The organism is Bacillus vallismortis (assembly GCF_040784915.1).
In the GTDB taxonomy this organism is placed as follows: Bacteria; Bacillota; Bacilli; order Bacillales; family Bacillaceae; genus Bacillus; species Bacillus subtilis_G.
This window is the reverse complement of record NZ_CP160797.1, coordinates 2,699,765-2,714,684: the sequence shown is the minus strand read 5'-3', so window position 1 is coordinate 2,714,684 and position 14,920 is coordinate 2,699,765. Positions and strand designations below refer to the sequence as shown.

At 37.7% G+C, this 14,920-nt stretch carries 12 protein-coding genes and 6 pseudogenes; 9 read left to right on the top strand and 9 right to left on the bottom strand.

Annotated features, from left to right (window positions below):
- Positions 1–306: 306 nt before the first annotated feature.
- Positions 307–1,170 (bottom strand): ferritin family protein, encoded by an 864-nt coding sequence (locus tag ABZM97_RS13340; protein WP_202327717.1) that lies wholly within the window; start codon positions 1,168–1,170, stop codon positions 307–309.
- A gap of 200 nt (positions 1,171–1,370) precedes the next feature.
- Between ABZM97_RS13340 and ABZM97_RS13335 the strand changes: the two are divergent.
- Positions 1,371–1,924, top strand: a pseudogene (locus tag ABZM97_RS13335) (DUF421 domain-containing protein); the annotation flags it as partial.
- Between the two features lie 108 nt (positions 1,925–2,032).
- Here ABZM97_RS13335 and ABZM97_RS13330 read toward each other — a convergent pair.
- Positions 2,033–2,299 carry a transcriptional regulator gene (locus ABZM97_RS13330; RefSeq protein ID WP_087993855.1) on the bottom strand — a complete coding sequence of 89 codons (267 nt, stop codon included), beginning with the start codon at positions 2,297–2,299 and terminating at the stop codon, positions 2,033–2,035.
- A gap of 257 nt (positions 2,300–2,556) precedes the next feature.
- Here ABZM97_RS13330 and ABZM97_RS13325 point away from each other — a divergent pair.
- Together ABZM97_RS13325 and ABZM97_RS13320 are read left to right on the top strand one after the other, a co-directional pair.
- Positions 2,557–3,005 (top strand): annotated as a pseudogene (locus tag ABZM97_RS13325) (ArpU family phage packaging/lysis transcriptional regulator).
- An 81-nt stretch (positions 3,006–3,086) separates the two neighbouring features.
- Positions 3,087–3,464, top strand: coding sequence for a hypothetical protein (locus tag ABZM97_RS13320; protein WP_242519851.1), 378 nt, complete (start codon positions 3,087–3,089; stop codon positions 3,462–3,464).
- A 60-nt stretch (positions 3,465–3,524) separates the two neighbouring features.
- Here the strand turns inward: ABZM97_RS13320 and ABZM97_RS13315 are convergent, their stop codons facing one another.
- A complete protein-coding gene (locus ABZM97_RS13315; RefSeq protein ID WP_202327121.1) occupies positions 3,525–4,082 on the bottom strand; it encodes a GNAT family N-acetyltransferase in 558 nt (185 codons plus the stop codon).
- Between the two features lie 531 nt (positions 4,083–4,613).
- A complete protein-coding gene (locus ABZM97_RS13310) occupies positions 4,614–5,810 on the bottom strand; it encodes a DUF418 domain-containing protein (RefSeq protein WP_253268437.1) in 1,197 nt (398 codons plus the stop codon).
- Between the two features lie 267 nt (positions 5,811–6,077).
- On the opposite strand from ABZM97_RS13310, the gene yrkP reads away from it, so the two are divergent.
- From yrkP to ABZM97_RS13290, 4 genes and pseudogenes are all read left to right on the top strand, one after another.
- Positions 6,078–6,773 (top strand): two-component response regulator YrkP, encoded by a 696-nt coding sequence (gene yrkP, locus ABZM97_RS13305; RefSeq protein ID WP_253268436.1) that lies wholly within the window; start codon positions 6,078–6,080, stop codon positions 6,771–6,773.
- Positions 6,760–8,058, top strand: a complete 1,299-nt coding sequence (gene yrkQ, locus ABZM97_RS13300) for a two-component system sensor histidine kinase YrkQ (RefSeq protein WP_253268435.1) — start codon at positions 6,760–6,762, stop codon at positions 8,056–8,058. The genes yrkP and yrkQ overlap by 14 nt, the downstream gene beginning before the upstream one ends.
- A gap of 45 nt (positions 8,059–8,103) precedes the next feature.
- Positions 8,104–8,520: a phosphate-starvation-inducible protein PsiE gene (gene psiE / locus ABZM97_RS13295; protein WP_253268434.1), complete on the top strand. Its 417-nt coding sequence runs from the start codon at positions 8,104–8,106 to the stop codon at positions 8,518–8,520.
- 888 nt (positions 8,521–9,408) lie between these two features.
- Positions 9,409–9,659: pseudogene (locus ABZM97_RS13290) on the top strand (IS3 family transposase); the annotation flags it as partial.
- Positions 9,660–9,725: 66 nt separating this feature from the next.
- Here the strand turns inward: ABZM97_RS13290 and ABZM97_RS13285 are convergent.
- The 5 genes and pseudogenes from ABZM97_RS13285 to rapE form a co-directional block, all read right to left on the bottom strand.
- Complete coding sequence (locus ABZM97_RS13285) at positions 9,726–10,013, bottom strand: hypothetical protein (protein ID WP_087993861.1); 288 nt, start codon at positions 10,011–10,013, stop codon at positions 9,726–9,728.
- Positions 10,014–10,026: 13 nt separating this feature from the next.
- Positions 10,027–11,952, bottom strand: a complete 1,926-nt coding sequence (locus ABZM97_RS13280; RefSeq protein WP_253268433.1) for a ribonuclease YeeF family protein — start codon at positions 11,950–11,952, stop codon at positions 10,027–10,029.
- A gap of 368 nt (positions 11,953–12,320) precedes the next feature.
- Positions 12,321–12,480: pseudogene (locus tag ABZM97_RS13275) on the bottom strand (hypothetical protein).
- 109 nt (positions 12,481–12,589) lie between these two features.
- Positions 12,590–12,724, bottom strand: a complete 135-nt coding sequence (phrE, locus tag ABZM97_RS13270) for a phosphatase RapE inhibitor PhrE (RefSeq protein ID WP_014114495.1) — start codon at positions 12,722–12,724, stop codon at positions 12,590–12,592.
- A complete protein-coding gene (gene rapE / locus ABZM97_RS13265) occupies positions 12,714–13,841 on the bottom strand; it encodes a response regulator aspartate phosphatase RapE (RefSeq protein ID WP_087993863.1) in 1,128 nt (375 codons plus the stop codon). Before rapE ends, phrE begins: the two co-directional genes overlap by 11 nt.
- A gap of 526 nt (positions 13,842–14,367) precedes the next feature.
- On the opposite strand from rapE, the pseudogene ABZM97_RS13260 reads away from it, so the two are divergent.
- Both ABZM97_RS13260 and ABZM97_RS13255 read left to right on the top strand, forming a co-directional pair.
- Positions 14,368–14,489: pseudogene (locus ABZM97_RS13260) on the top strand (TetR family transcriptional regulator); the annotation flags it as partial.
- Positions 14,490–14,617: 128 nt separating this feature from the next.
- Positions 14,618–14,920: pseudogene (locus ABZM97_RS13255) on the top strand (zinc-binding dehydrogenase); the annotation flags it as partial.

The following is a 14,920-nucleotide window of genomic DNA, read 5'->3' as shown; positions in this document are numbered from 1 at the left end:
ATATTTGTATTTTTCAAAGGGAATGATTCCATCCTTTAAAAAAGGGAATGGTGATCATTTCAGAAGGTTCTATATCATTTGTACTGAACTGAGAACATTTATCGGTTGTTAAATACGATGGACGTTATGGGTTTAATAACAGACGATTTTGTAGAAGGAATCGAAGTGGGAGGGGCAGGTGGAAACACCACCAAAGATAGACCTTTGAGGTTATGTTTGAATATGAAAGGTAACAATCTTTAATATGGTAAAAACCCTTTTGGTTCTACCCCTGCAAATAAAACACTTCGTTTTGTAATGTTGATTTTAGAAGTTTAAGTCTAATCTCTCAAGACCTCTTCGGAAAGCCTCTAAATGATTTAGTGATGCGTTGTGTAATTGAGTAAAAACTATTCTTGCATCTGCTGGCAGATCAAAAGTTAGAAACTTGTTATACATGGCGATATTATCAATTTCTCCTTGGACTCCAGCAGCATACGCATCCTTAAGGGTTACTGGTGTATTGACATATAATTGTGAGGTGTCTTTAGGTATCTGTACTTGGTATCGTTCAAAAAGAGAAAGTAATGCATTGATATGACGTAATTCTGCTTCTTTGATTTGCAGAAAGGTGCTGATATCCCCGAAGTTTCTGATAATTGCATTGTATCTTGCTTGAGCTAAGTACTCATCCTGAATGGCAAAGGTAAGCATTTGGGGTAAGGTGAGTCTACTGGCATTTAAAGCCCCTGTTGCCCCATAATTAACTTGACGGGTTTGTTGTGTAGACCGAGTGTTTAAAAAAAACAGAAACCATACTGCATGATTTTGTTCATCAGCGGCAGCACGCTGAAAAATCTTTTTAATGGACTTATCTTGTATTCGATCGGCTAAATCTAAATAAAAATCCACTGTCTCCTGCTCATCTTTAAAAGCAGACTCTAGGCTTGTTCTATAACTTTTAGGGCATTCTTCCGTTATTTTTGGAATTGGTTTTCTGCCTGTAAGATTAGTGTAAATCCTGCTGAATTCTTCAAAATGCCGTTGTTCATCTTGTCTAATTTCAAGTATTTGTTTTCTTATTTCTTCTGTGGGGGCTTGTGTGGCTATTTGCTTATAACAGAGAATAGCGCTATACTCTCCGTTAATTGCCTTGTGGATGTCATTAATTAGTTTCCTGTCAGTAGACATACGAAATGTATCGCTTATATAAGGGTTATAAATAAAATAAGGGTACACAATTTCACCGTCCTATTGCGGAATTTACTAATGTAGCGTATGTCTGATACGACAATGAGTGCATGTATATATTGTTTAAGAATCGTTCTAGTATATATAAGATCTCTTTTGTCTATGATGTTTTTAGAAAATACAATAAGTTGGTGAGATCTATGAGTGAACATGTTGAAGTGATCCTTCGATCGATTCTTGCCTTTGGCATTTTATTGGTAGGGTCAAGATTATTGGGAAAACAAACAATTTCACAAATGAATATATTTGATTTTATTGCTTCAATACATTAGGAGCAATTACTGCAAATCTGGCTTTTAATACTTCTCTTAAAATTCATCACATGGTACTTGCTTTCTTTATATTTGTATTTGTTATCTTGGCCACTGCCTACTTATCACTTTGCAATCAAAAAGCTCGGAAACTCTTTGCTGGAGATCCAACCGTTGTGATTGAAAACGGGAAAATTCTTGAACACAACATGCGCAAGATGCGTTATACAATTGACTATTTAAGTCAACAATTAAGGGAAAAAGAAGTTTTCAAAATTGAAGAAGTGCTCTATGCGATCATTGAAACAAATGGGACATTAACTGTATTAAAAAAACATCAATTTCGAAATGTGACAAAAAAGGATTTATGGGTTGCCACTACACAAGAAGGGAAGCTCCCCATCGAGTTAATCATCAAGTCAGGTAAGCAATTGAAGGGAAGTTTCATAGTGGATGCCATTACAAGTTGAACTTCAAATGGTCGTCAAGTCAATGACTGTCAAACAAGTAGTAAAACTATAAGAAAAAGGAGGCTATAAACCTCCTCATAGTTAACTTGAATAGTAGGCGATATAAGATCCATCAGGATAAAAAGTAACACTGTCTAAATAATACGTTGTTCCGTTGATAGTGATTGTTTGTCCTGGGTCTGGATCAGAAGGAAGTCCACGAACAACTAGGGTACCTAATGCAGATATTTCCTTTGTATGACTTTCTTCAGAATGAGTATCAGTAGGACTTGCGGCAAAGGCAGGAGCAGCAGAAACAAGCAAAGCAAGTGACAATGCAGTACCAGTTAAAACTTTTTTCAATTTCATTTTAAACACTCCCTTTGTTTTTTTAATACGAGTGTATTATTACATGATATACAAAAATATCCAAGGTATTTTTTTGTTAATATTTTGTGAACTTAGTCTAAATATAGATTCCTCCCGAATGCCTCACCCCGAAATGAGGGCACAGCACGGGCGCTGAGAGGTAATATTGTCCAAGAAGGAAAGCCTGCGGACACTGAACTAAAGCATTTACGCTGTTGGTTTGGTGTCCGTTTTATTTTAATAATCAGGAGGTAAATATGAATCAATTAACATTAAACCTGCCCCAAATTGACGAAGAAGCCACTAAAGCAAAAGTAGAGCAACTGTTGGATCAATATCGGTTATATCTCTTACAAGTGCCAGATAATTTTTTACCAAAGGTTACCCCGACTTACAGCATTGTTCCGTCAAGCATCACGAATGAGTTTCATTCCTCAACAGAAGAGGCAGCATTAAAGCGTTTGATTGGGAGATTCAGCGTAGACAAATTCTTAAAAAGGATTCAAAGGGCTGTTAACCGGCTTTCTCAAAGAGAACGGCAGATCATTGTCATGCTCTATATGCAATCGGAAGAAATGTATGGTTATGAGCATATGCAGAAATGGGCTTGAGCCAGCGCAGTTATTATCGTGTGAAGGGAAAAGCACTATATCGGTTGGCATTTGCTCTTAGAGAAGAAGCCTACAAGAAAGGGACGGCTTCTTAATGAATTTTGTTACCAATAAGTAATCCGGAATGTATCTTCTACATCAAGAGGTTTTTAAAAGAACTAAACATGAGGAATTACATGCTATTCGTGACCGGTATTAATTCAGGGCCCCGCATATCGGATATTCTGCAGCTGAGAGTAAGAGACGAAAAACGGCCATACTTCAATCTCATAGAGAAGAAAACGAAAAAGAAAATCGACATGACGCCAGCTCTTCAAAGAGAATTTAAAACCTATGTTGAAGGGAAAGAGGATCATGAATTTCTATTTAAAAGCCGTGAAGGGATTAACAAGCCAATATCCGGTCGCAGTGCCTTTTGCCTTGCCTCGTTTCTCCTCAAGCTCTTTCATCCCCTCTGCCTGAAATTAGTTAATCCATCTCCTGACTTGGTTTTTATCAATGTTCATTTCTCTGGCGAGGGGTCACTTCAATTGGGGACTGACCCCTGTTTTTGAGACAGGGATCAGGGATCAAAACACCTTTTAAACAGCATTATTACCTTCGTGTTCAATTGTTTAGTCCTTTTTTTTCATAATCTTTACAAACCTGAAAAAGTCATCATCATCCGGCAGGGGCTTGTCATCTTCGCGTCCATTGCAATGTATATGCGGATCAGAGTGATGTTCATTGTAGAACTCTACGATATGGAATCCACACTTATTCACATAGAAGTTGATATTTCGTTTTTCGAAATAAGGTGTCACGGTTTCCCAAAGAACAGTATCCGGATACTGTTCTTCAATGGCTTTCCAAGCAGAAAGACCAATCCCTTGGCTGTGATATTCTGGAGATACATAGAATAAATCTAGCGAATTATGATGTGTTTGGCTGTTGATACGTACTACTGCACCACCGACCTTCTTACCATCCTGAAGAATATGATATACCACTGCTCCGGGAGCATTGAAAGACTCCTGAACGTCATTGTCCGATGGAATCGGTCCATCTTCGCAATCACCGAACGTTTCAATCACGGCGATCGAAAATGCTTCTTGTATTTTTTTTTGGAATTCTGGCAAATCAGACTCCTTTGCTAGTTCCAAAATAACTTTTGGTTCCTTTTTTGTTTTCATGATTGCTCACTCCTTCATTTGCTGAAATATCGAGTCAGTCGTTCAGTAAAACATTCCAGCTGTTCTACGAGGTCTTTTCACAAAAAGTGATTCCGTCGCTTTTTCTTCCGCGGTAAATTTGGCGTTAAAATACTTGCTGCAAAAGCTTTCTCCTGTCTTTTTGTACGATTTCTTTTTCTTTGTTTCCTTCGAATACAAGCTGCATGTAACCCTTAGTTACTATCGTTCACTACCGTATTAAGTGTCTTGCGCGGGATTAGTCATTCTTCTCAAATTTTTCCTATCTCAAATCACATTCACATCAATTAGTCGAATGTGTAGCCCTTGACTATGAGCCTGCGCAAAAGATTCAAGTTAGATTTGATCATGAGCTATGCAAATTGAGTAAACTCTGGTTATTTTTCTGTCTAGGTTATCCCAAAGAAGCACTAAATGATATAAAAATAACCAGTCCATACTAATCAAATCTGTCCGTTTAATACCCACTTCCGTCAACAACTAACTGAAGTCCATGCAATCTGGGAAAAGGGGTCATTTTTGAATTGATTTTGGCGCATGTAGAGCTGCTTTGGAGCGCTCGTTTACTATGCCGTACGTCAGCTTGCGCCATATCAATTCCATCGGGCCGTACTTAAACCGTTTCAACCACAATGTACTAAAGATCATAAGCACGAAATAGACGGCCAGACTGAACATGAACGTGCCGGCGGATTGAATATGACCCGCAAGCCCGAATCCGTACCTGAGGAACAGAATTGTTCCAAGGATAGAGTGAAGCAGATAACAGGTCAATGACATCCGTCCGACTTTGGTGAATATCATCATAGGGCCTCGCAGCTGAGGAACGTATAGAAACAGCATTGCAAAAGTGCTCATATAAAACATACTTCCAGTTAAGCCGCCATTTTGACTCAAGACAGAGGAAATGTCCGAAAAATTAAACATGTCTAGCAATATACTGCTTTGTGTTATTAGAAAAGCGATTGTGCTAATGATCCAGATACGTTTCCATATGAACTTTTTCGCTTCCATGTCTTTGAAAAATTCCATCTTAACAAAGTACACGCCCAGCAGAAACATGAGAAACATGGAATAGACCATAGAGAAAGAGCTAGCAGCCATCGTGACCATATCTGTCCACCGAGTGCTGATGGATTCCATGTAGGTAAGGCTGCTGTGGCTAAACAAAGTAAACTCTGAAAAATTCGGGTTTTTTGACCCTGCAGTATTGATGACATTGTACAACATTGTGAAAACAGGAGTCAGGAATTGAAACACGATAAGTGCGATAATCCATCTAAGCACCGTTTTGGCTGTTCGTTTATAGAAGCCGAGTAACAGGAAGCCGCTTACGGCATAAAAGGTCAATATGTCACCGACCCAAACAAATGTGATATGCAAAATGCCAAATCCCAACAGGATAGATAACCTACGGGCAAACAGCTTGTTGGGACTATCTACCTTCTGTGCGGCTCGATCCATAAAGATCATAAACCCAACCCCGAACAGGAAGGAGAATAATGTAACGAATTTCCCTTCGGCAAACCAGGAAACCAGATTGTGCAATACGTCATCGGAGGCCATTTCGAATCCTTTTACTGAATCTACGATCAGAAAATAATTGACAATAATAATGCCAAGCAAGGCAAATCCACGTACGATGTCCAGAAAATGAACCCGTTCCCGCAGACTCACTGGTTGCCCGCGTCCTTCTTTTTGTACAATCATATCAATACTCCTTTCCCATTTACCATTGCAATGTGTAGTGCGGATCTGAAAAGCCTGAGCCTTACAATGGATAAATATAAAGACCGAATCTTAACAATTTATGAAGAGTCATCATTTTTTTAGAAAATGTGATAAATTTATGGCGGACCATCAGCTTTCATAAATTGTTAAGATTTACGTAGTATCTTATAACGTACTTATTACTATGAACGATATATAGTAAGGACACACGAGAAATAACAACAAGAATCATGAGGTGAGAGAGACATGACCCATCGAATATTAGTCGTAGAGGATGATGAGGATATTGGTGATCTTTTGGAGGAATCCCTTACACGTGCAGGTTACGAGGTGCTAAGAGCCAAGGATGGAAAGCGAGCATTGCAACTTGTGAATGACTCGCTTGATTTGGTTATTTTGGATATTATGATGCCAGGCATTTCGGGAATTGAAACATGTCAGCACATCAGGAAATCCTCTAACGTCCCGATTCTGTTTCTGACGGCCAGATCGAGTACACTCGATAAAACTGAGGGGTTACTCGCAGGTGGTGATGATTATATGACTAAACCATTCTCGGAAGAGGAACTTCATGCTAGAGTGATTGCTCAATTACGCAGATATACTATCTATCAGGAAAAGAAGGAACAGGAAGAAACATTTCTTATCGGGGGCAAACTAAGAGTGAGCGAAGAATTTAATGAGGTCTGGAAAGAGGGGCAGCAAATCAAGTTATCAGATCTGGAATATCGTATCCTAAAACTTCTGATGAGCAAACGCAACAAAATATTTTCTGCCCAAAATATATATGAGAGTGTGTGGGGACAGCCTTATTTTTACTGTTCCAACAATACGGTGATGGTGCATATTCGGAAGCTGCGCTCCAAAATTGAGGATGATCCGGCACGTCCGGTTTATATAAAAACTGAATGGGGAAGAGGATATCGATTTGGTGCATCGTAAATTTACACTAAATAAAAAACTGGCTTTGCTGATCGTGGGTGCTGCGATTGTGAGTGGTGTGATCTTTCTGACGTTGCAAAAGATCACAGATGATCTGATCGAGGGATATCTGAGTTCGGAAGAGTATTATCACGAGGAGTCAGCAAGATACATTCAAAAATTCAGCAAGTACGTTTCAGAAAATGAGTTGTCTACATCAGATAGAAAAGCGTTTGGCGAGTGGGTCAAAAAAGAAAATTACATTAACCTCACCATATTCAAGGATCAGGAGCTGCAATATGATTCTATTTATTCCGAATCGGATTATGGAAAGGAAAAGCTGACTCAGTACGCTCAAAATCATTCACATCCTGTCAAGTTTAGAGATGGTGAAGGACGAGTCATTATCGACGGTTTCTACTCTTCCCGATATTATGATCTGGCCTTTGCATTGGATTTGCTCGGAGCAACCCTCATCTTTTTAATCATTGTTCTCTTCGGAATTCGCCAAAGTCTTCGCTACCTTAAAACGATTCACCAAGAGATTCATATTCTTGAAGGGGGCGAACTGGACTACGAGATGACGATAAAAGGGCATGATGAATTAGCGATGATTGCAAAGAGCATTGAGGATCTGCGGAAAGCTTTCCTGGACAAACTTAAAGCTATCGAGGAATTGCAAGCTGAGAGCCGCAGCCTGGTTACCGAAATGTCGCACGATATGCGCACACCGCTGACGTCGCTGATCATGAATCTGGAGTTTGCCAAAAAAGCGGGAGGCGAAGCGGGTACCAGCAAAGATCGGTATGTAGCCAATGCTTATGGTAAAGCACTGCAATTAAAAAGCTTGTCTGACAATCTGTTTGCGTATTTCCTGCTGGACAGGGAATATGAGGCCGATCTGGAAACCGTTGCAGTGAGAGAAGTGATCTACGATCTAATATCAGATCAGATTGCTATCCTTCATCAGGAGCATTTCCGAGTCCATATTTCAGGCGAGCTGCCGGAAACCTATATTAACGTGAATTTGGAGGAGCTTGGTCGTGTATTTGATAATGTGATGTCAAACTTATTTAAATACGCAGATCCGGAAGAAGAAATCAGCATCACGTTTGTATCGGATCAAGAGATATTTGAGATTCATGTTAGCAATACGATTAAACTTGCGGATATAACACCGGAAAGCAACGGACTCGGTGAAAGAAGCATTGCGCGAATGATGTCCCGCATGCAGGGACAGTTTCACAGTATACAAAAGAATTCTAAGTACTACATTGTGCTACGATTTTGGAACACCAAGATGTAGGCTGAGCATAAAAACCACGAATATATTGAAATAGGAGACAACACGATGAGATTTTCCGACAAATTCAAAAAGGTGCCTTACCTGTTACAAGCGCTTCTCAATATCTGTCTGTTCTTCCTGGCGATAGCTTTAAGCGCACTTCTGATCAGCGAGACATGGTACATTGTGCAATTCGTATACAAGTCACTGTTCAACAAAGTGGACAGCTATTATGGGATGCTTGGAGAACTGCTTATATTCTTCATGTACTTTGAGTTCATTGCTTTGATTATCAAATACTTCAAATCAGACTTTCATTTCCCGCTTCGCTACTTCATTTATATTGGCATCACGGCTGTCATTCGTCTGATAATCATCGATCATGATCAGGCGATATCAACGTTTTGGTGGGCGATGGCCATTCTTGCAATGATTTGTGGATTCTTTATTGCCGATCGACGAAATTCTGTTGTTGAACATTAATAAATTAGTTCACTTTATGGCGATACGCCGCTGAAATGCCTAATTGTGAATGGGAACTGGAACAGAATAAAAAAATGGATAATCGGCATTTATAAGTCTAGCTGTTAATGTCAGTTCAGAAATCTGTAGTGGATCAAATTGAATTGTGGTTGCAAGTGGATATCTGAATGTATTTTTTGGCCACTTTAACAGACATGTCCCGATGACATAGCATTAACTATCGGACATGAAATTCGCTTCTTTATTTTACAAGGATGAGGTTAAAATTCTTAATAAATAAGATGAAAAAGTTAGAATGGACGTTATTTGTTTTTTTCTCACTATTTTTTAACCATAATTGATATAAACGTATAGAAATGAATATAGAGTGTGTAATAAAAATAAGCTTTCATAACCAATGAGATAGATTTCCTATAGGGGCCCAGTGATATAGAAAACAGATCGATGGTTCAAGCCATCGGTTTTTTATTTGTTTTCATACTGAAAATCACCTCATTAGAACAAACAGTTATTACATAGCATTACCCAAGGGGTGATGCATTTTATGAAGGTGATAATCATCGAGGGGCCGCAAGCTGACAAATGCATGAACGATTCCTCTATTTAATAAAACTTGATAGGAAGTAGATCCAGAGTATATAAGGGTATTGACCGAGAAATAAGCGATCAAGCAACCGCACCCAGATCGAGGCCTGTATAAAGAAAGCAGGGACGATGCGATTAAAGAACTCATAATCAAGTTATCTGCTATGATCCAGATTGTCTTTCTCATAGAGCTTATTAGTATGCACAAAATGATTTTCATAACTCTTTCATCTATTTTTTCTCTATTTCTTTAAGAGGTGTTTTTCTATGGGAACAAGAGTGAGTTATCCGGTTGAAATCAAACAGAGGGCTGTAAAAGGAAAAGGCATTACCATGAGCATGTCTAGAAAAGGAACGCCCGCTGATAATGCCGCCATAGAATCGTTTCATTTCATACTAAAGTCTGAAACGTTCTACCTCAACAACATAGTTCGAACTACGGCCATCATCGTAGAGCGTACGTCGAAGACTACATTCAATATGATAACAACATTCGTATTCAAACGAAACTAAACAACCAATTACCGATACACTATCGGCAACTGGCTGTTTAAAAGGTGTTTTGATCCCTGTCTCAAAAACCGGGGGCAGTCCCATTCAAGAGGACCTTTTGTATTATATTAATCCTCAATATTTTCGATTACCTGTCTAACCATCTCATGTATTTGGTCAAATTGCCATTCTACATCACCAATTACTAAATGTAACTGTAGTAACTCAGAAGTTAGTTTGTCTTTATCTTCAATTTGACTTAAGTTAGCTAAAATTTTATTCATTCTTTCATCTATTTGCGGAAGTTCTTTAATATTTTCCTCTTCTTCTAAAAGTTCTTCTGTGGAAATTAATGTACTATTATATTTTTCATTTAATTCTTTTAAAGCACTAAAGATTTTATCAATATTTTTCATCTATCTTAACCACCTATTTTAATTTTCTTCCAATGGCATTCTTAGTCTTAACTTCGTTCAATGTTCCATCCAAATTCAACACTACTCTTAAATTTCCTCTTTTATCGAAAACTTCTAAATGATCCTTGTGCAAATTATCTAAATAAAATCCATCTCCTTTTTTCAGATATGGATTATCCAATTTTTTATTAACTTCATAGATTGATTGGCCTTGGAATTGATTTTTTGTTTTTGTAACATTGTTTTTTATACTTTTTCCAAATCCATCATTAAAAAATTCTTTCATATTCGATACTGATTTAGCTTCACTGGTTACCTTGCTACTATTAGTATTCCCCTTAGAACCATGGTCAAGATCAAAAGACTTTTTAATTTGTTGAATTGTATCTTGTCCAGATTTTTGTAAGTTTAGCACATTTATAGGAACATCACTAGCTAACAGAAGTTCTTTAGCAAAAGGATTTGGTATTGACTCTAAACCTTTTTTAAAAAATTCCCCAAAATCTTTGGTGTCTTTTATTACTTTTTTTGATGCAGACTTACCAACATTTCCGGCGCTGTTTACCCCTTTTTTACCCGACTTGCTGATTCCCTTCTCTGTGACTCTCCCGACCTTTGAAACGACGGATCCACTCTTTGTAACAGCACCACCGCCACCTGATATGAATAAGCTGGCTACATTTAAAGTGAAATATGTGGTGTAGTGCGATTGTGAATACATATCTCCGTGTACAAAGTTTTTATCCCAGCTTTCTTTTACCTCATTCCAAGTAGAATCCCAGGCTTTTTTATAGTCGAATTCAAAAACGGACTTTATCGTTCCTTTTGGATCTAAACCGAGATCGATCCCGAATTTTCCAATTCCTAAGAGCCCTTCACCAGTTTCTTTCGAAAAATCATAATATGCCATTTGTTTGCCTTTATAGTATTCATATACTGGACCTAGATATTTTTTACCCGCTGCATCTATAGGGGCTAAATATTCTTTAACTGTCTTCTCTGTATCATCTATCCCGGCTAATAAACCTTCATATACACCGTCAATCTGTTCTTTCAAAATATCCTTGGTCGCTCGAAGAGGATTATCCCAAAACTCGAGGGATTTAACATACTCCTGTTGTTCAGTGGTGAGGTTGTCGTATCCAATCTCTTTAGCAACTTTTAGATACTCGTCAGGATCATCAACCAACGTATTGAGCTTTTTCTGTAATTCTTCGATTTCCCGTTCTTTTTCTTCTTTCTTTTTAATCGTCAAATAAGCTGCCGTTTGCTTTTCAATATCGCCTTTTTTCTTATGTATATCACTCTCACGGTACGCCTTGGCGTTGTAGTGAATGGGTGTAGCGTTTTTGCCTTTGCCCGTTGCTTCTTGGAGCTTTTGGAAGTCGGATTTGATGAATTGTTCATTAGGTTCTGACAGGGCATACTCTGTCAGTAAATCTTCGTCAAGGTCACCTAGTTTTTCAATTGTTTTTTTGCGTTTATCATTGGCATCTGCAAGCTCATCTTTGAAGGTTTCTGTTGAAAACAAGTCGAGCGGGAGGATTTCGTCGATATCGTTTAGAATATCTTTCATGGCTTTTTTCTGTTCAGACATGATGGATTTGGATTTTTTATGGGCGTTAGCCAGTTCATGTTCTAAAAAAGACTCTTCAATATAAGCATCAGAGAGGCCTTTGTCCTCGACAGCTCCGGCAATGCTGTTAAAAAATGCGATCTTCATGTCAATGTAGTCGATCCATTGATCAGTGACACCTACATGATCGTGATAGAATGCTTTAATGTTATTAGCGCCTTTACCTGAGAATTCGCTGTCGTCCAGTTCAGCGACGCTTTGTAAAGCTTTTCTCAAGTTGACCATTTGCGTCCTTAGTTCTTTATATTCTTTGGCGCGGTCTGTAGCTTCAGACATAAGTGTTTTAGCTTCAAAGACTTTCATAATCATACCCTCTCATTTAATCATATAACAAAATATTACCATGGAAGAATGATGAAACTAACTGTTATGTGGATCAAATGGTGGAAATGAATCATTCGATCTGTGTCATTTTACCTATTTGCTAATCCTTTCAATGAAAGGGGACTTTCCAATTGTAACATCGCCATCATGAAAAAATTCGATAACGTAGCCAGATTCACTAAACATAAAAGTATCTGATCCAACGGCAGTTACATCATCAATTACGTTTAATGCATGCTCAAGACTGGTTTTTAATGCTGGCTGTTCTCCGTAACCCCAAAGAATAATAATGTTCCTATCTTTAAAATGGTGTTTAGCTAGCCAATCGTAAATCTCTTCCTCGTAAACTATAGATTGATGACAACAAACTTCTTCCCACTTGATTCGTCCCCAAGATGTAAAGGGAAAACTGTTTGAAAGCAGTTCATAATATTTTGCCGTTAATTCTTCTGATAAGATTTCTTTGTTTTTCCCTAGAGCTTCTAAGCATTCATCAAATAAGTCCAAAATGTTCACCTCAAAAGCTTTATGTATGATGGATTTTTTCAGTATTAGAAATAAGAAAAAGCCGTTATGAAACGGCTAAAGGGAATCAGAACTAATGTTGTTTATCGAATCAAACAAGGAATTCATGAGTAGGTGCTAGAGTTACATTCCGGGATGCTTCCTTCATTTCGCCATTAGACATAGATCCGAAAAAGGCAAGTCCAATTAAAACGGCGGATAAACTGATAAACAATTTAGATTTCATACATGCATTCCCCTTTCGATATTTGCTTTTGAGCATATACCATCTTCTTGAAACAGATGATACTATCCTCTATTTTTCCATTATAATCGAAAAGGTTGCCTCCTAACAATGCCAGCTCTTCCAGATAAGGGTATCCTTTGCCGTTCTCTAAACGAGAAAAAATATTGAGGAGTTTAGGTGTATCGCCATTTCTTATATAAAGAACGTCTAATGCTTCAAATAAGTTCATAAAAAGTTCGTCTTTAAAATCTACAGCACTTCTGATTCCTTTGCGGAAGCAATCCATTGCTTGTTCTTTTTTCCCTTGTTTAAAATAAATCAACGCTAGGTCATGATAAGCTTGCGGAAGTACGTCAGAGTTTATTTTTCTGTATTGAACCAAGGCTTGTTCGATGTAACGTGCAGCCTTATTTAAGTTGTCCATTTTGTGATAGCAGTTGCCGAGATTGAAAAATGCAGTGGCATAGATGTGAGTATTTTTACTTTTAAGCAGCTCGGCACCTTTTAAAGCTTCTTGAAGGTGGGGGAGAGCTTTTTCATGATTTTCAAGGTCATCGTAGTTGCCGGCAATCACAAAATGACATTGAATACGCCGAACAGAATAAAGCTCGTGTTTCTTATAGATATTGTATGAAAGTTCAGCATAGTGCATTGAGATGTGAGTCATTTTCATATGATAATAGACTTCGGATAACTTAAAATAAAACTCTGCTTTTTCAATCTTGTCGGAGATCGAAGGAATTTTACGTTCAGCTTTTTTATAATATGTAATAGCCTTTGTATATTCACCGTTTCTAAACTCATACATCCCACGGAAGAAGTTATAATAATAAGCTCGCATATTATCTAGTTTTTTCTTATGGCCTTCGATTTTCTTTAAATATTCTGAAAGTTTCATTCGGTTTTCATCAGATGGCAGCGTATACTCCAGCATGATCTTATGGCGAAAGGCCATCAATTGATAATAAATAAGCAAGTCTTGATCTTCTTCCATAACCTCTATATCACGTTCTATTTCAGCTTTTAACATTTCAGCATCAGTAACGTTGAATTTTTGAATATGCCTATGCCATTCATTAATTTTCATTCCCACTTCAGCTGATGTGATTGATATCAAGATATTCACCCTTCCCTTAACTCTACAAGTAATGTAAATATTAACAAGTTTGTGTTCGCAGAAAAAGGCAATAGGGCACCGCAATTTAAATTTTCGGTGAGACCGCAATAACTTTTTTATTACACTACTATGTTGAGAGGCTTTTTCTAAGATAGAAGATACCATCTATATTTTCTTTATTGTTTTTTGCTTTAGAGTTATTAAACTCCCTTGTAGGAGTGCAATGACTTGGCATCAATGACATTACAGAACTGATTTGAGTAGAAATAAGATGGAGCGATATTCATTAAAATTCAGGTAATAGCCACACATAGCCATATAAAACACATGATTAATTCTAAATTCTCTACCGATATCGTTCTTAAATTTGATATACTTGAAACTCGTTAGATCTAACTGTTTTGCTACTCAAATGAGAATGATCATTCTTCAATTGGTATAGAATATATTGAGAGAGGGATGAATGATTTAAAGTTGTCAATCCTTTCTCAGAAATAAGAGGCAATACGTTCTAAGGAGGGATTACATGGCTAGAAATAAAGAATTTGATGAAAAAAAGCATTAAGAAAAGCAAAGGGGCTTTTCTGGGAACAGGGTTATGAAAAAACATCCACGCAAGACTTGGTGGACCATATGGGCGTTCCCCGCTGAAGTATCTATGATACATTTGGCGACAAACATACTTTATTTATGCGGCCTTAAGTCACTATGTAGAAGTAATGGGAGTAAGGATGTGAAAACAGAATTAACGGTTCAGTAGGCTATACGAAAATTATTTGTCTCTCCGTACAGGACCAAATAAACGTTTCGGAAAAGACAAAAATTTTCCATTGTGGAAACAAAAGCTATTTTCCCTTGCTGGCGCAAAGTATGACCACAAAGCCAAAAAACACGACGTGGAATACCATTTTATCTTCGTTCTGACGGCGCACAAACTTAAAAAGATTACCAAAATCATTGAAGAAAACAACATTGTTCCAGAGATTTATCCAACACTATTTACCATAGACAACGTAAATGAAGCGCTAGAACTAGTCGCAAATGGACGACCGAAAGGGAAAGTGATTATTAATTTTTAA